Source organism: Clostridium sulfidigenes (assembly GCF_052067195.1).
Taxonomy (GTDB): domain Bacteria; phylum Bacillota; class Clostridia; order Clostridiales; family Clostridiaceae; genus Clostridium_J; species Clostridium_J sulfidigenes.
This window is the reverse complement of the sequence record NZ_JBQHQR010000003.1, coordinates 115,039-131,167: the sequence shown is the minus strand read 5'-3', so window position 1 is coordinate 131,167 and position 16,129 is coordinate 115,039. Positions and strand designations below refer to the sequence as shown.

The following is a 16,129-nucleotide window of genomic DNA, read 5'->3' as shown; positions in this document are numbered from 1 at the left end:
TAATAAATAGAATAATTTTCAATTTGAATATTTAACTAATTAGCATTGATTAAATCAAATAATCTTAGATATAATTATATTTTAAACATCTTAATAACTTCATTAAGTTTCTCAGCTAATTCAGCTTGACTTTGTGCAGTTAATGCTACTTGCTCTATAGCTTTTGTTGTTTCATCCATACCTTCTTTTATTGTAACTGCTTCTTCACTGGATTTTTGTGATGCACCAGCCATATTTTGAATTGCATTACTTACTTCTCCAATGGTGGCTGTAATTTCTTCTGACATAGCTGCTATGTCTTCTGACATCCTACTTACAAAATCAGAATCATTAAAATACTGATTACCAGTTTGTCCATAAGCATCTAATTGTTCATGAACCCTTGTATTTATAAACTCTAATATGTCACTACCTGTATCAATGCTACTTTTAAATGCATTTTGCACTTTAACTATGGTGTCTTGAATATTTATTACTGCCTCTGAAGATTGTTCTGCAAGCTTTCTTACTTCCTCTGCTACAACTGCAAATCCTCTGCCTTGCTCCCCAGCCCTAGCTGCTTCTATTGCTGCATTTAGTGCAAGTAGATTAGTTTGCTGTGCTATACTTCCAATAGTATCTGCCATAATTTTTATGCTGTCTACTACTTTTCCATCTTCTATGGCCTTTTCCATATTATTCTGCTTTATATCATATAAATTTCTTGTTTCTGTTATAGCCTTTTCGCTATTATTTTTAACTTCAGTAGCTCTTCCTTTAAATTCATTTGCATTATTACTACCTTCCATTGCTTTTGAAGATAATATATTTATACTTGAATCAACTTCCTGAACTGATGCACTTATTTCCTCTGTTGTAGCACTTGACTCTTGCATTCCAGCAGTTATATTATTTACTGCTTCATCAATTGCTTCCGCTTTAGAAGATACCTCTTCAACTATAGCTGAAAGTTCCTCTGATGCTGCGGTCATATCTTGTGAATCTTCCATTATTAATTTAACTAAGTTACTTACATTCTCTTGGGCAGCATTTAATGCCAAGCCAGTTTGTCCAAATTCATCTTTTCTTGTAATAACAATTGGCATTGAAAAATCATAATCAGATAATCTCTTTGCAAATTCTTTTATTTTCATTAGGGGATTTACTATATTTTTACCTAAAATATATGCCATAAATAATATGATTAAAAAGGCTACTGTAGTATAGATTATTATTTGGTATCTAACTTTACTAAACTCGTCTATATTATTTTGATTAACTTGTTCAGCATTTTCTATGTTAATTTCAATACATCTCTCCATTTTTGCAAATGTATCAATTCTTAATGGTTCTACTTCTGAATTGTATAGCTTAACTGCTTCATCATAATCATTAGCTTTTGCAAGCTCAATAACTTGATTTCTTTTCTCTCTATATTTTGCTAAGTCCTGTTGATATCCTTCATAAAGTTCTTCTTCTTCTTGTGATATTTCTGGTAATTCATCATACTCAGCTTGCAATATTATATCTTCATTTGTTAAATCATCTATAGTTTTTATTTGTTCATCTAATTTTGATCTATCCCTTTCAAAAACAATTTTAAGCATATTAGCAGTAATTTCACTTATATTTACTCTTATTCCTTCTAAATCTTTAACTGATACTAAATTATTACTATACATTTCATTTGCATTTTTGTTTATAGATGCACAACCTATTATTCCGTATACTCCTATCAGGACTATAAAAATACATATTACTGAAAATATTGATATAAGTTTTTTCTTAACACCTAAATTAATAAAAAGTTTCATACTAACACACACACTTTCTTTTTTATTATAATTTCCTGTTACTTAATTTTCCTTATATAATCCTCATAATATAGCTTGAATATAAATCTCATCCTATTATATCTCATCAATTCTATATTTTACTATTGATTTATACCGTTTTCAATAAAAATATACATTTTATACACTTTAATATTATTTTTCGACTTTTTTCATTTGTTACAATAAATAAACTTTTTTTCATGATAATAAATATTATGTATAATTATTCAAAAATTAAATTGTTTGGCTATAATTATATATAATTATTTTATCTTCTTTTTTAATTTTTTCATTTTATCTACTTCCCTATTTGAACATTGTTCAAATAAATTGTACATCAACTTTTTACATAAATCAACATTTTTTTTCTACCTTAGCTTAACTCATAGAAACACAATGCAACTTATATAAACCAATGTGCCCTTTATAATTATGTTATAATCTAAAATCCTGAATAAAAACAGACTGATGTAAATAGTTTTCTATACATTCTAAAAAAGATTGATTCAAATAATTATTCGAATCAATCTTTTATTAATATAGAGTCATAGCTCAATCATTGAGGCTGAACACTATTTTCTTTTTAAATAATAGAATATTGGAAGACCAGCAAGAGCTATACCAATCCCTATTATGGAATTCAATGGCGCAGATACAATTGTACTATATAATATATAAATTCCTCCCAATATTCCCACCATCGGAATGAATGGATAAAGAGGAACTTTATATGGTCTTTTATCTGCAGGTACTTTTTTTCTAAGTCTAAATATACCAAAGACACCCATGACAAAGAATATCCATAAAACAAATATTAATAAGTCCGTAAGAGTATTAAATGTTCCCGAGAAAATATAAATAGTAGCTAATACGCCTTCAAGAATTAATGCATTAGTAGGAGTTCCAAATTTTTTGTGTATTTTACCCAGTTGAGTTGAATAAGGCAATTGTTTTCTCTGTCCCATAGCTAACGGCACTCTAGCACCTGTTAATAAATATCCATTCATAGCTCCAAATACAGATACTATAATTCCTGCTGTTATAAATGCAGCACCACCTTTTCCAAATAGTGAAACTGCTACATCCGATGCTGGTGTTGTTGATGCAACTATATTTTCAATGGGCATTACATTAACCATTGCTATACTTATTAGTGCATATATAAATATAACTGAAGTAACTCCAAAAATAATTGCCTTAGGCATTTCCTTAGCAGGATTTTTTAATTCACCTGCTATATTGGTAACACCTATCCATCCATCATAAGCCCATAAGGTACCCAATACTGCAGCTCCAAAACCAGCTCCTTCAGTCATAACGGTAACGGAGCGAAAATCATGAGTTTTACCACTAATTAAACCAAATATAATAATAGCAACTATTGGAACAAGCTTTCCCACCGTTGAAATAGTTTGAATTGCTCCCCCATATTTAGTACTAATTATATTCATGATTATTACAAACACTAAGATTCCCACTGCTAGAAGCTTTTGCTGGAAATCATTCATTGGAATAAAAAATGTAGCGTAAGTGGAAAAAGCTATGGCTAAAGCTGCTCCCGATGCAGGATAAGATATTACTGTTTGAACCCATCCTAATAGGAAACCCCATACTTCTCCATACAGCTCCTCAAGATAAACATATAACCCACCAGTTTTAGGTATAGATGAAGCTATCTCCGCAATAGTAAGAGCAGAAGCTAAAGTTATAATACCTCCAACTACCCAAGCCATTATACCCATTATAGGTGAGCCTGCATCATTAAAAACAATACCTGGTTTTAGGAATATTCCAGAGCCTATTATCATTCCAATTACTATTGCAATGGCTTCAATATATGTTATTGTCTTCTTTTGTGTTTTTTCTATCATATGTTCCTCCTAAATAGCTTTTAATAGCTTTATTATATCTTACAATTTGTTTTTTATGCTTAAGGCTTAATTTTATAAATTTCTATACTGCCATTAGAAATCAAATTTTTAACACCTTATTTTTTTGTGTAATTTAACAAAATATTTTTCTTTTATATCAATTTTACAACTTAAAATAATGTACCTTATATTTTAAAAAACTTTTGCTAATTAGTCTAGTGTAAAATCACTTATATAAGAAAAACTATGCATAAAAATTTTTATTGATAATTTTTTATTAGAATGAATAATATATTTTTTTTTGCAAATTATAAGTTAGGTAGGAGGTGATATGTCATGGAAAACAACAATTGTAAAAATAATAACAACAATAATAACAAAAACAACAATAATAATAACAACAATAATAACAAAAACAACAAAAACAACAAAAATAACAACAACAACAACAAATAATATTTCACAGACACAACTTATGGGAACAAAGGAATTTGTTTCTACACGTAAGAAAGTGGCAACAAAAACAGTATTATCTGGCTTTGTTGCCACTTTTATTATAATAAAGTAATAAAAAAATTATTTAGTTTTAAATAAAAAATCTGTTCCTAAAGATTATTATAGCTAGTCTTCTGGTTTATAAACCACTTCACCATCAATTATAGTATACAAAGTTTTCGTAAATATCTCCATGGGATTGCCATCAAAGATTGCAATATCAGCATCCTTTCCAACTTCAATACTTCCAACTCTATGTGATACATTACATATTTCAGCTGCATTTATTGTAATTGCTTTAAGTCCTTCATCTATACCCAATCCTTCTTTTGCTGCAAATCCAGCACAAATTGCCAAATCTTGTATTCTTGTAACAGGATGGTCTGTAGTAATAGCTACCTTTACACCTGCCTTATGCAACAAGCCCGCTGTTTTAAAATCCATATTTTGTGTTTCTATTTTATTACGTACTGATAGCGTTGGCCCAATTATAGCTGGGAATCCTGACTCCTTTATCTCTTCTGCAATTAAATGTCCTTCTGTACAATGATCAAGGGTCATTTTTAATCCAAATTGCTTAGCTATGCGTATTGCAGTTAGAATATCATCCGCTCTATGTACATGTGCTTTTAAAGGTATCTTTTTATCAAATACAGGTATCCAACATTCTTTTCTAAACTCTTCATTAAAATCCGTGTTTTCATTACCCGATTGTTGAGAGTTTTTCTTATTTTTATAATATTGCTGAGCTTCAAACAACTCTTCTCGTAAAAGAGCAGCTATGGACATACGTGATGTTGGCATCTTATCTTTATCATTATAATTTGATTTTGGATTTTCTCCAAATGCAACCTTCATTGCAGCAGGTTCCAGAACAACCATATTATCTATTGCTCTACCGTGAGTTTTGATAAATACAAACTGACCACCCACCACATTTGAACTTCCTGGTCCAACCATTACTCCAGTAATCCCAGCACTCAAAGCCTTGTGGAAAGTGGAATCCATAGGGTTAATAGCATCTAAGGCTTTAAGGTAAGGTGTAACTGGCTCAGTCATTTCATTGCAATCATTACCTTCGAAACCTTTTCTTTCTTCTTGAATACCAATATGACTATGAGCTTCTATTATTCCAGGCATAACTATACAATTGCTTGCATCAATGACTTTAGAAATGTCACTGTTATCTTCATCAATGTATTCTCCTACCTTTATAATTTTTTTCCCATCTATTAATATACATCCCTTATCATAATTCACACCAGCCATGGTCAATATTTTACCATTTTTAATTAATAACATAATCTTCTGCTACTCAAAATATGGACAAAAATACCCATATTGAGATTTTTCCTGTTTCAATGTACTCCATTTTGCCGAAGCTACTTTGGTTTGTCTAGCACTCCACAGGCTTAAATTCCCATCTAGCCAACGGTACATATATAAGCATCTATTTAACGTTAGATAATCTTATATTCTCTTGCATCTCTAAGATTATATGAAGCATTTATATCTCTATCTAAACTATAACCACAATCACAATCATAAATTCTATCCGAAAGCTTTAAGTCTTTTTTTATTCTTCCACATTTGTTACAAAGTTTAGATGATGGATACCATCTACTCACTTGTCTTATTTCAATATTATTTTTATGTGCTTTTGAAATAAGTTTATTTGTTAAATCATATAACTTTTGTTGTTGTATAGCTTTAGATAAATGTTTATTCTTCATCATATTAGAAATAGTTAAATCTTCTATAGTTATAAAAACTGGTTTGTTTTTCACTAGTTCTGAAACTATTTTATTATTATAGTCATTTCTAATATTAGATAATCTTTGATGGATTTTTTGTACCTTAACTATTTGTTTTTGGATTTTTTGTCTAGTAGCTACCTCCTTATTATTTTTATTTCTTATTATTAAACTTTCATATTTTCTTGAAAGCCTTCTCTGTTCTCTTTTTAATTTTCTTTCTATTTTTTTAACTTTACTTGTCTTATTTATATTTTTAAATTTCATTCCACTACTACATATAGTAGTGTCTTTAATTCCCAAATCAACACCTATTCCACAAGAATAAGTTTTATCATTAGCTTTTATATCTTCTTCAACTAAGATAGACACATAATACCTATCTGCTTTTTGACTAACTGCTCCACTTTTTACAATAACGTTAGTTGGTATATATCCATACTCTTTTAATCTCATCCAACCAATTGTTGGTATTTTAACCCTATGTCTTTGTATAGTCCAATCCGTTTTATTATTTTTAGGAAAATAAGCTTTAACATCTTTATTCTTCTTTTTCTTGAATTTTGGAAAACCACTTTCACCTTTAAAGAATCTTTTGAAAGCTTTTTCCCCATTCATAATGGCTTGTTTAGTAGCTTTGGAAGATACTTCCTTTATCCATTTTTTATCTTGGTTCTTAGGGATATATTCATTGTTAAGCCATTTTGAAAAATCCATACCACTTATAAATCTTTTTTCTATTTGATAGATTTCCTTATTATGAGCAAGATAGAAATTATATATAAATCTTGATATACCTATAGTTTGATGTATTTTTATTTTTTGCTCTAAAGTAGGTTTAATCTCTATCTTGTAAGCTCTTTCCAATTTATTCATCCTCCTCTATCTTTTTCTTATACTTTCTAAGACCATAAATTCTGCAACTAAAAACATGTAATATTGATATTATGTCTTGAACTAATTCTTCTTGATGTGAAAGACTTTCATTGTTAACAACTATTATTTTAGTGTCAAATTGTGTTAAAAATCTTTCAAACCAAAATTCAACAAAATCTTTTGGTTTATAATTTGTAATATGTTGCATTTAATATACTCACACCTTTCTTATGAGTATACTTTAACACACTTATACACTAAATTTTAATAAAATAAGTAACTATTTTACATCTCCTTTCTAACATATAATAATCATTTGAAATTATAGCTAAATAACTCTAATTTCATCCTAATCTAAATACATTTCTTATCTAAGTATTTATATTTTGTAGGATTTTAAATAATTATTCATAATATTTGAAAGTTAAATATTACTAAAAAATTTCTCTAGATATTGAACTTTAAATCCACTTAGTGTAAGTAAAAGTTGAGAAGGAAGATAAAATAACCATATTAAAAAACCCAGAAAAAATTTTATGTTGCCTCTTGCTACTATATTATAAAGTCCCACATTTAAATCACACATAAAAAATAAAAACATACCTAAAGCAATTATCCATGAAGTTTTTTGAGAATATTTACCTCTAGTTATGGTACTCACTGAGCAGTAAAGACTAGTGATTAATAAAGATGCATATATAAGTGCTAGAACAACAAGATTTTTTTCTATTGATGTTATTTCTATTCTTAATGAAATTGTTAAGGCTATGGACAATGATACTATAAAAAACATTAAATTTTTATAGTTACTATTTTCCATAATACTATGCCTTATTATGTAAGTTATTTGAACTAGAGAAAAGAAAAAAACTCCCATGATATAATTGCCTGAAATTGCAAGAAAATAATCTGCAATTAAAGTAAATATCCGAGCAAGCTGAACTAAACTTTTATCTCTTTTGCCATATCCATGGGATTTAATTAATAAGGATATGATAAAGCAAAGCACTATAGCTAAATATTTTAATGTCACTGAATATGTGTTTTTTAAATCTTTGGTTATAAAATCAATACATAAAAAAATAAAGTAAATTATAATTATTGTCTTAGAGCTGATTTTTATAAGATTTTTATTGCTTATAAGTTTATCCATTTACATCACCCAATTATATTTATTTGCATTAACTGAGATTTATATTATTCCCTTTAATTGCTTTTCATACTATTTGAATAAACCTTACATATGCAAAAAAACTAGTAAGGATTTCCCCTACTAGTCTCTTTGTTATTAATTTTTCTTTATCAGAGATGCCGCTTCTGTCTTTCCCTCAAGAATATAATTAAAAGGAAAAGCAAACTGGAGATATTTAAATACCCACTTATTATTTTCTTTAATAAGCACACCCTCTAATCTAAATGGCCATATACAATTTTCACCTTTAGCATTTTCTTTGAAGGTTTCAGCAATTCTTCTTCTAATGTTAAAAAGCTTCTCTTTATCATCTAAATCCTTATTAAATATATCCTTTATTTTATTAACTGTATTTTCAAAGGACTCTTCTTCTGAAATAACTTTTTCCATAGTACCTCTTATTACTACCCAAGCTATATCCTCATTAAAATCAACCATAGAATTTTCACTATCTAACCTGATCTCATCATAGCATCCTCTATGATCTTTAATTAACTTCTTAATTTCTTCTTTACTAGTGAATATTTCTTTATCTGTATTAGCAACAAATATATTATTAGAAGAAAAATATTTATCAATTATTGAATTTAATTCCATATTCTTATCTAGATACTCACTATTAAAGTCTTTTATTAAATCTATTATTTCATTTTTCATTAACTTATTTTTATGATAAGCTTCTTCTAGTTCCTTTATTTTTTTATTAACCTCAGTTCTATCATAACTATCTTTATATTCCCTTACATCTGGTAGATGTCCAACTACAGGTAAAGAAAACTGCATATGTTTTATAATCCATCTATTTTCTTTTTTTATTAATATAAAGGAAATGCGTATATCCCATAGATAATCTCTTTCTATATCATCCCTTTGATTTAATAAATGGCACAAGGACCAATTAATTTCTGTTAATTTAACCTTATTAGATTTTTTACTTTCATCAGAACTTTCATCAAAATATTCTTTAATATATCCTAAATAACGTGTATATGTGTCACTTCTACTGTTAAAAGAATATTTCACTGTAGCTGGAGTATAAATTATAGCTGTATTTTCAAGTTCCATTACAGTAGCCTCATCAGCTATAACTCTTAAATCTCCCCAATATTCCCAGTCACTTGAAAATATATCCTTAACTTCTTCATATCCAATACACCACTCGTCATCACATGTACCTACTATAGTTACACTTTCATCCTTATCAAATAATTTATCCATAAAGATATCTATTTCATTAATATCCCTTTTAACATAGGCTTCATTAAATATATTTAATATTTCCTTAAATTTATTATTTACTTGATTTTTCATATACTCATACCCCTTATCCTATTTATTTTTTCATTTTTACCTATCTAATTTAAAGGGTTAGATGTTTTACCTCTTCAACTAAATTAAAAAAGGCTGTAATAAAGCAACGCCTCATTACAACCAAAATATCTACAATATTTTACACTACAAAATAAATATACTATATAAAGTGTAAAAAAGATTTTAATTTTAGTTCTATAAACTTCACATCGCTTACTTGTAAATTTTTTAAAGAAGCACAACAAATAAACCTAAATAATTAGGTAGTTAAGACTTCTTTTAGTATTAATTTTTACATTAAAAATTAATTAACAAGTAGCAATAATCACTTTATAGCACCTCCCATATATTATGTGTAAATTTTACCATGGAAAACTTATAAAGTAAATAAATATTTTAAATTTTCTTTCTATTAATAGAATAGTAACTCGTCTTACTAAATAATTTCACCAGATTTATTTACTTAAATTATCTTGTAATAGTTCTTTAAAATGTTTCTGCTCTTTTACAGGAACATAATTAATATCTTCATAAACTTTATAAGCTGATTTTGATCTGTTTATAATATATAAACCATCGCTTCCTACTAAATAACAACGAAACATATCCTTCTTTGCTGCTAAAATATTATCAATAGGTTTTCTATCATGATGAAACACTGTCTTTTCTTGTGTTTCTATATCAATAATTTTCAACATCATATGTTTAGATATGCTAAAAACCTTCTTATTTAATATAAAATCATGAGCTCTTTTATATTGAATTAGCTCTGTGATAAACCCTAATGTTAGTGTGATTGCAAATATTATAGAACCTATAAGTTTCATATATACATCTCCTTATCTAAAGCTTAACTGAAAATATTAACTCCTCTTAATTTAATTAAATTATTTCTTTAAAATTATTTTCATACTTTTGAGGAACAGCATCAATATCTGCATAAATCTCGTAGGTGGATTTTAATCTATTTACAACATATAGCCCCTCATTTCCCACAATATACCAATATAAAACACCCTCTCTTGATCCTAAAACATAATCAATTAGCATTTCATTATAGTAAAGACTTACTCTTCCATCCTCTATATAGGATAATTTTGCTTCTAAATGCTTTGAAATTTTAAATGTATTATACTTTGCAATATTCTGCTGTTTTATAAGGAACATGACTTGCAATATCCCCATTACCATACCTATTATTAGAAATACTATAGAAAATGCAAATTCCATTTTTATACCTACCTTCCATAAAATTAATCCCTCAAGAAATATACATTATTAAAGTTTTTCCCTATCACTTAATTCCTCTAAAAAGAAAAAACACCACTAAAACAATAATTATATTTCTTATCCATGAATTATTAGGTATTCCAAAAGCACTTAGAATACTACTTACTAATATAATCAATGGAGTAGCAATGAGAGCTCTAATAGCTAAATTTTTAATATCCTTTTTATTTCTGCTATAAATACCTAAGCATAATAAACACATTCCTAATGACAGAAAAAATATTGTTACCATAGGATAAAACACTAAATTTTCAGCTCCAATTGACATCTCGTGAATATACATGCTTATTATTATAAATATAACTCCAATTATAATTGCAATTATATTGTAAATAAAACTATACATACTTATCTCCTTTGAAAGGGATATAGATATGCAGCTCATACCTATATCCCTATTGTAAATTAATTATAATCTATCCAATATTAATACTAAACTTTTCATGCTCTTCAACCAAGTTCTCAATTTAACCTTATATCTTTATAATACATTTATTATCTAAAATTATATAACTTGCAATCTCTTCTAATATACTATCTATAATTGAAAATCATCTAATTAGCACATTAAAATATTGCCATATAAAACAAATAAATAACTAAAAGAAACCCAAGGGAATCTGCACTTTGTATAGTTGATGGATCTTCTTTTATGTTTCTCTTTAATGATATGAAGTTGCTTCTAACAAGAAACATAAAGGCCACAAGCAAAAATACACAAGATATTACTATTCCTATTATAATTTCTTTTTGATTTATAACTATATCTAAAAATACATCTAATGCCATTGATAAGCTAGCTAAAGCATAAATGATTCTTGTAAAGTTCTTTTTGGGGTTATTAAACATTATTCCTCTCCTCCTTGCAATTAGTTAGCATTAAGTATTACAGCATTTATTTTTACAGAAAATTAATTAAATCTTTCACTTCTTAAACTAAATTATAGAAAACTACAATAAATTAAATAAATATGTTATTCATGCTTTCTCTTTACACCTAATTTAATTAATAATATAAGCCAAATTAACATAATTAAACTTGGTATTATTGAATCCAATATAGGGCAAAGGATTACCTATAGTATCATAAGTTATAGCTTTTCCGTTATATGTAGTTAGCTTGTCCTTCCAGTTATTATCTCCATAATTATCAACTATTAAATCTCATAAAATGATAAAGGTAAAAATAATACTCTCATGTGATATGCTATACTAAATTTCTTGGTATTTATAATTTATTAAGCATAAAACTGACCATTAAAGCAACAATGATTTCAAGTACATAACCAAAAATAACTTGTGATACTTTTATATTATAATCAACTTTTAACATTGATAGTATAAATATGGACGCTAATGTTATTAAAACTATAATTATGTTAGTACTTACATTATATATACTATCAATTTTATCCACCTTATTACCTACTGACAAAATGCAACCTAATGCTATTCCAAATAACAAACATACAACACTATATTTTCTCATTTAATATACCCCCATTTTACCAATGACCTATATAAGACCCAATAATTGAAGCAACAATAACTCCTAAAACTAGACTTATTTTTGAAAGAAGCACTATTAATCCTCCTGAAGTTGCACCTACAAGCAGATACTTTAGTGCACCCCTTATAGTTGGTTTACATGTATGATTCAAATAATAGTTTTAAAACGATCTGTGTCATCTTAACGGTGGCACAGCTTTTTTTCTCATTGTTTTCCATTGAATTTTTTTACTCTATTTCAACTTGTATTTGCTTTAAAAAAGATTGGTAAAGATTTTTGAGCCTTTTGTGTTCCGAAAATGATAACATCATAACTAAAGATATTATACCAAGCATTAAAACAGAAAGGATAATTATAGCAATGTTATTTGAATTGACTACTGCAATATATAAAAGGATAACAAATACTAAAATTATTATGACTGCGACAGATACTACTCTCTTAATATAATTAAAGTATTGATTTTTAAAATCACACGGATTCAAAATAAAACTAACGTTTGAAACAAAATTTGGTTCACATGTAAATACTGGAAGTTTCCAAATTTTATTTTTTTCATCATATTTAGAGTTAACATATGTCAAACATACATCTGTGTCCTGCTGCATATCAATAATTAACTTTGCTTTTAAGCAATATGCCTTGATATTTCTGTACCATTTTGAGTCAGTATTCATTAAAAGTATATTAAACACTCCTTGAATGATGACAGTAAGGAGATAGAGTAGTATAAAGATTGGTTTCACATTACTTGTTGAAATCTGTTGTTCAATATCAATTTCATACCTCTTCCTTTCATTGATGATGAATGAAACATCTTGACTTATATTGTCCAGTATTTTTACCTCATTGTTAATTCTAATTGACAATCTTTCCTCTGAAGGGATATCTCCATAAATTTTTATAACCATTAAATCACCCCAATCGATTTACCTAAAATTAAGAAAAATGAAACAACCAACATTAATATAGCAGCAATAAAAATCTCCAATAAGTTAACTTCAATAGATGCTGGTATTTTTACTTTCCTCAATAAAACAACTATTAAAAAGGCAAAAATGCATATACTGATAATCAAAAAACCTATTCCCAATATGGTTTGTAATTCGGCTGACATGATTAAATTATTTCTTTTTGTGATAATCTCAACAATAAAAAAGATGGTTACAAAACAAATTAAAACGATAGACGATACTAATATTAATTTTTTCAAAATATCACCACACTAGATGTAATTTATAAGATTAATTGTATATTTTATACTCTTTAATTATAATTTTCTTATTTACATTCTACAACATATATTTAATTTAAATGTATTATTTTCAATTAAATTACATAAATTCATATAATAAAATAGCCTAGTTGTCTTTTAATGTAGTAGTGGTTGGGTTTTCAAACCCATCATAAGTTAAAGGATTACCTATTGCATCATAGGTTATAGCTTTTCCGCTATATTCAATTAGCCTGTCCTTCCAGTTGATATCACCATTGCTATAAACTATTGCTGAAGTAGAAGAATTTTATCATCATGTTACTTTATGTCAAAAAAATAATTAAAAAAGACAGTGAAAAAATTCAGACTGTCTTTCTTACCCTATAAAATAATATAACCTCTTTTATGTTTGTACCTTAATAATAAACAAAACTCATCTATTCTTCATAGCAATAACTGCAAATATAAATCCATAAAAACAAAATAACAATTCAAATATACCAATCAATGCTGCTACCTTAGGTTGCACTCCGCATTTTTCTCTTAAATATGTTATTGAAAAAGACGCTAGCATAATTACAATTACTATAGGAATATAACCGCATATAATCTTCATAATTTTTTTTTCATATTTTCTCTCCCTCGCTTTTGAACAATTAAAAAGATGTTTTAATTGTTCCCTACATAAATTTTTATATTTTTACTTACCACGCTTTTCTATAAAAAGTTTTATAATAATTAATATTTACAGTTCCATCAGGTCGCATGATCTTATAATATAAAATAGCACCTGCAACACCACCTGCAAAGCCACCAATAAGACATACGAGCCAATGACCTCCGCTTGCATAACCTGCTATTAATCCTCCCACAAATGCACCAACTAAGCCAGCTAGCACCCTCAGTTTCATAAGTAACCTTATCCCCAGTTAAATGTTATTTTTGTTTTCCTTTATCAGATAATCTTTGATTTACGATAAAGGATGGGAATAAAAATATAATTATCGGAAACACAAACAAGACATTCACTTCACTGGATCCTTTAAAAACAAGATTGTCTATTAACAATACATATATAATTCCCATTAGTAATATACTGTTTTCAATTAAAAAATATATAAGCGATTTTTTTACTTGAAAACATTGCCTATAATGATTTAGTCTAACTCTTAAGTAGAATAAAAATAATAGTAAAATTAAAAAAAATAAAATACTCAAAAGGTAATGATTATAAATTCTTCGACTAAATTGTGATATAAGAATTATAAAAGATTCAACATAGTTTAGTACACGAATTGAATTATGTGTTAAATTAATATTCAAGCTACTACCTCCTTTATTTTATATATATGGAATACCACCCTTTATTAACTGTAAAACGATCGCATCATCCCCATTAATAAACCTACCCATTTCAGCATTATAATACCTACTTTGTAGGTAATTGAGGCCTGTCTCCTAATCATATCTATATCATCTATATTGGAAGAAAATCCTTAACTAACCACATTACTTAAACCACTTATTAAACAATTTAATAATGAATAATATCACTATAAAAATAGTTGTAATAAATGTTATGATATTAACCGCAAATAAATTAAAGAAACTATCTAAAGTAAATAGTATTAAATTAATATATAAAAGTATATGTATTAAGCTTCTTTTATGTTTAATACAATCAGTTGTTATACCAATACAAATACACAATAAAAATATTATTCTAAAAAGCAAATCCCAACTCATCTAATCAGCCCTCCGTGTCCAATGTTTGAAATTAGTTGCTAGTCGAAAATGGTGTTTTAGATTAAGGTAAAATAATCAAAACATGGATAATATCAATGATTACCGATATAGTTACTTATGAAGGATGCAGCAAATACCCATAACCAGCAGCTACTGCAACCTTTATATTAGCAGCAAAAATGGTATTAGCCATATCCAATATTTGATTAAGCCTTTAATATAGGCACCACTTTTAATAAAGCTACCCAATCCAAGAAGCTCACCTATAATGATTCCCCAGTGAACAAACCAAGGCCAATACCCACTTGAGTCTCTATAATTTACCGGATTATTAACACAATAAGTAAATAAGTTAGCTCCTAACAATTCCCCTTGTGCTAGCTGCAAAATTGCTACATCATCCCCATTAATGAATCTTCCCCACTCTGCATTATAATATCTACTTTGTAGGTAATAGAAGCCTGTCTCTTTATCATATCTATACCCTCTATAAAGATAAGGATTTTTTACTCCTACGGTATCTTTCAATGTACCAGTTATTGATATTAACTTACCCCACGAATCATATCTGTAGCTTACTACCTCTACTCCAGCACTATCATGTAACCCAATTATATCTCCTTGAGCATTTCTTATATAATAATATTCTATACCATTTAAATTCATACTTATTAGATTATTATCACTATCATAGGTATAGTAAATTTTATCTGTACCATCAGTTTCATAAGTTACCCTATCATCATTTAAGTAATATTTTGTAGTTTTACCGTTTACTGTTTTTTCAGTTCTTATTCCTTGTTCATTATACTTAAAGCTCATATCAAGTCCAGTTTTAGATATAGACTTCAAACTTCTTCCCATTTCCCATGTATAAGTATATCCATCATAGGTTAAAGGATTACCTATAGCATCATAGGTTATAGCTTTTCCATTATATGTAGTAAGCTTGTCCTTACAGTTGGTATCCCCATAGCTATAAGGTATTGTTGAAGTTGGGGTAATTCCAGTAGCTCTATCATTATTGTCATAAGCATATTCGACAAGTGACAGT

18 protein-coding genes and 1 pseudogene are annotated in these 16,129 nt (G+C 27.7%); 1 reads left to right on the top strand and 18 read right to left on the bottom strand.

Annotated features, from left to right (window positions below):
* Positions 1–74: 74 nt before the first annotated feature.
* Both ACTNBA_RS04555 and ACTNBA_RS04550 read right to left on the bottom strand, forming a co-directional pair.
* A complete protein-coding gene (locus ACTNBA_RS04555) occupies positions 75–1,793 on the bottom strand; it encodes a methyl-accepting chemotaxis protein (RefSeq protein ID WP_441072829.1) in 1,719 nt (572 codons plus the stop codon).
* A 593-nt stretch (positions 1,794–2,386) separates the two neighbouring features.
* On the bottom strand, positions 2,387–3,685 hold the full coding sequence (locus ACTNBA_RS04550) for an APC family permease (protein WP_441072828.1): 1,299 nt from the start codon (positions 3,683–3,685) through the stop codon (positions 2,387–2,389).
* A 331-nt stretch (positions 3,686–4,016) separates the two neighbouring features.
* Between ACTNBA_RS04550 and ACTNBA_RS04545 the strand changes: the two genes are divergently transcribed.
* Positions 4,017–4,253: a hypothetical protein gene (locus ACTNBA_RS04545; RefSeq protein ID WP_441072827.1), complete on the top strand. Its 237-nt coding sequence runs from the start codon at positions 4,017–4,019 to the stop codon at positions 4,251–4,253.
* Between the two features lie 53 nt (positions 4,254–4,306).
* On the opposite strand, the gene ACTNBA_RS04540 is transcribed toward ACTNBA_RS04545, so the two are convergent.
* The 16 genes and pseudogenes from ACTNBA_RS04540 to ACTNBA_RS04465 all read right to left on the bottom strand — a co-directional run bounded on the left by ACTNBA_RS04540 (position 4,307) and on the right by ACTNBA_RS04465 (position 16,128).
* Positions 4,307–5,482 carry an amidohydrolase gene (locus ACTNBA_RS04540; RefSeq protein ID WP_441072826.1) on the bottom strand — a complete coding sequence of 392 codons (1,176 nt, stop codon included), beginning with the start codon at positions 5,480–5,482 and terminating at the stop codon, positions 4,307–4,309.
* A 158-nt stretch (positions 5,483–5,640) separates the two neighbouring features.
* A complete protein-coding gene (locus ACTNBA_RS04535) occupies positions 5,641–6,801 on the bottom strand; it encodes an RNA-guided endonuclease InsQ/TnpB family protein (protein ID WP_441072824.1) in 1,161 nt (386 codons plus the stop codon).
* Positions 6,773–7,009, bottom strand: a pseudogene (locus tag ACTNBA_RS04530) (IS607 family transposase); the annotation flags it as partial. The gene ACTNBA_RS04535 and the pseudogene ACTNBA_RS04530, both read right to left, overlap by 29 nt.
* A gap of 225 nt (positions 7,010–7,234) precedes the next feature.
* Positions 7,235–7,963: a hypothetical protein gene (locus tag ACTNBA_RS04525; RefSeq protein WP_441072822.1), complete on the bottom strand. Its 729-nt coding sequence runs from the start codon at positions 7,961–7,963 to the stop codon at positions 7,235–7,237.
* Between the two features lie 135 nt (positions 7,964–8,098).
* On the bottom strand, positions 8,099–9,313 hold the full coding sequence (locus tag ACTNBA_RS04520) for a nuclear transport factor 2 family protein (RefSeq protein ID WP_441072820.1): 1,215 nt from the start codon (positions 9,311–9,313) through the stop codon (positions 8,099–8,101).
* 455 nt (positions 9,314–9,768) lie between these two features.
* Positions 9,769–10,140 carry a hypothetical protein gene (locus tag ACTNBA_RS04515; RefSeq protein WP_441072818.1) on the bottom strand — a complete coding sequence of 124 codons (372 nt, stop codon included), beginning with the start codon at positions 10,138–10,140 and terminating at the stop codon, positions 9,769–9,771.
* 55 nt (positions 10,141–10,195) lie between these two features.
* Positions 10,196–10,543: a hypothetical protein gene (locus ACTNBA_RS04510; protein ID WP_441072816.1), complete on the bottom strand. Its 348-nt coding sequence runs from the start codon at positions 10,541–10,543 to the stop codon at positions 10,196–10,198.
* 64 nt (positions 10,544–10,607) lie between these two features.
* Positions 10,608–10,949 carry a hypothetical protein gene (locus ACTNBA_RS04505; protein ID WP_441072814.1) on the bottom strand — a complete coding sequence of 114 codons (342 nt, stop codon included), beginning with the start codon at positions 10,947–10,949 and terminating at the stop codon, positions 10,608–10,610.
* A gap of 221 nt (positions 10,950–11,170) precedes the next feature.
* Positions 11,171–11,452 carry a hypothetical protein gene (locus ACTNBA_RS04500; protein ID WP_441072812.1) on the bottom strand — a complete coding sequence of 94 codons (282 nt, stop codon included), beginning with the start codon at positions 11,450–11,452 and terminating at the stop codon, positions 11,171–11,173.
* 379 nt (positions 11,453–11,831) lie between these two features.
* Positions 11,832–12,092, bottom strand: coding sequence for a hypothetical protein (locus ACTNBA_RS04495; protein ID WP_441072810.1), 261 nt, complete (start codon positions 12,090–12,092; stop codon positions 11,832–11,834).
* A 16-nt stretch (positions 12,093–12,108) separates the two neighbouring features.
* Positions 12,109–12,264, bottom strand: a complete 156-nt coding sequence (locus ACTNBA_RS04490; protein ID WP_441072808.1) for a hypothetical protein — start codon at positions 12,262–12,264, stop codon at positions 12,109–12,111.
* A gap of 76 nt (positions 12,265–12,340) precedes the next feature.
* Positions 12,341–13,024, bottom strand: a complete 684-nt coding sequence (locus ACTNBA_RS04485; RefSeq protein ID WP_441072806.1) for a hypothetical protein — start codon at positions 13,022–13,024, stop codon at positions 12,341–12,343.
* On the bottom strand, positions 13,024–13,326 hold the full coding sequence (locus tag ACTNBA_RS04480; RefSeq protein WP_441072805.1) for a hypothetical protein: 303 nt from the start codon (positions 13,324–13,326) through the stop codon (positions 13,024–13,026). Before ACTNBA_RS04480 ends, ACTNBA_RS04485 begins: the two co-directional genes overlap by 1 nt.
* 436 nt (positions 13,327–13,762) lie before the next feature.
* On the bottom strand, positions 13,763–13,945 hold the full coding sequence (locus ACTNBA_RS04475) for a hypothetical protein (protein WP_441072804.1): 183 nt from the start codon (positions 13,943–13,945) through the stop codon (positions 13,763–13,765).
* 88 nt (positions 13,946–14,033) lie between these two features.
* Complete coding sequence (locus tag ACTNBA_RS04470; RefSeq protein ID WP_441072803.1) at positions 14,034–14,240, bottom strand: hypothetical protein; 207 nt, start codon at positions 14,238–14,240, stop codon at positions 14,034–14,036.
* A 997-nt stretch (positions 14,241–15,237) separates the two neighbouring features.
* A complete protein-coding gene (locus ACTNBA_RS04465) occupies positions 15,238–16,128 on the bottom strand; it encodes an RHS repeat-associated core domain-containing protein (RefSeq protein WP_502361625.1) in 891 nt (296 codons plus the stop codon).
* Position 16,129: the final 1 nt, after the last annotated feature.

Bases quoted from the DNA above. Each gene is read 5' to 3' on its own strand.
- ACTNBA_RS04470 (WP_441072803.1), bottom strand. From the start codon at position 14,240: ATGAAACTGAGGGTGCTAGCTGGCTTAGTTGGTGCATTTGTGGGAGGA.
- ACTNBA_RS04550 (WP_441072828.1), bottom strand. From the start codon at position 3,685: ATGATAGAAAAAACACAAAAGAAGACAATAACATATATTGAAGCCATT.
- ACTNBA_RS04545 (WP_441072827.1), top strand. From the start codon at position 4,017: ATGTCATGGAAAACAACAATTGTAAAAATAATAACAACAATAATAACA.
- ACTNBA_RS04505 (WP_441072814.1), bottom strand. From the start codon at position 10,949: ATGTATAGTTTTATTTACAATATAATTGCAATTATAATTGGAGTTATA.
- ACTNBA_RS04495 (WP_441072810.1), bottom strand. From the start codon at position 12,092: ATGAGAAAATATAGTGTTGTATGTTTGTTATTTGGAATAGCATTAGGT.
- ACTNBA_RS04525 (WP_441072822.1), bottom strand. From the start codon at position 7,963: ATGGATAAACTTATAAGCAATAAAAATCTTATAAAAATCAGCTCTAAG.
- ACTNBA_RS04500 (WP_441072812.1), bottom strand. From the start codon at position 11,452: ATGTTTAATAACCCCAAAAAGAACTTTACAAGAATCATTTATGCTTTA.
- ACTNBA_RS04475 (WP_441072804.1), bottom strand. From the start codon at position 13,945: ATGAAGATTATATGCGGTTATATTCCTATAGTAATTGTAATTATGCTA.
- ACTNBA_RS04520 (WP_441072820.1), bottom strand. From the start codon at position 9,313: ATGAAAAATCAAGTAAATAATAAATTTAAGGAAATATTAAATATATTT.
- ACTNBA_RS04515 (WP_441072818.1), bottom strand. From the start codon at position 10,140: ATGAAACTTATAGGTTCTATAATATTTGCAATCACACTAACATTAGGG.
- ACTNBA_RS04555 (WP_441072829.1), bottom strand. From the start codon at position 1,793: ATGAAACTTTTTATTAATTTAGGTGTTAAGAAAAAACTTATATCAATA.
- ACTNBA_RS04485 (WP_441072806.1), bottom strand. From the start codon at position 13,024: ATGGTTATAAAAATTTATGGAGATATCCCTTCAGAGGAAAGATTGTCA.
- ACTNBA_RS04510 (WP_441072816.1), bottom strand. From the start codon at position 10,543: ATGGAATTTGCATTTTCTATAGTATTTCTAATAATAGGTATGGTAATG.
- ACTNBA_RS04540 (WP_441072826.1), bottom strand. From the start codon at position 5,482: ATGTTATTAATTAAAAATGGTAAAATATTGACCATGGCTGGTGTGAAT.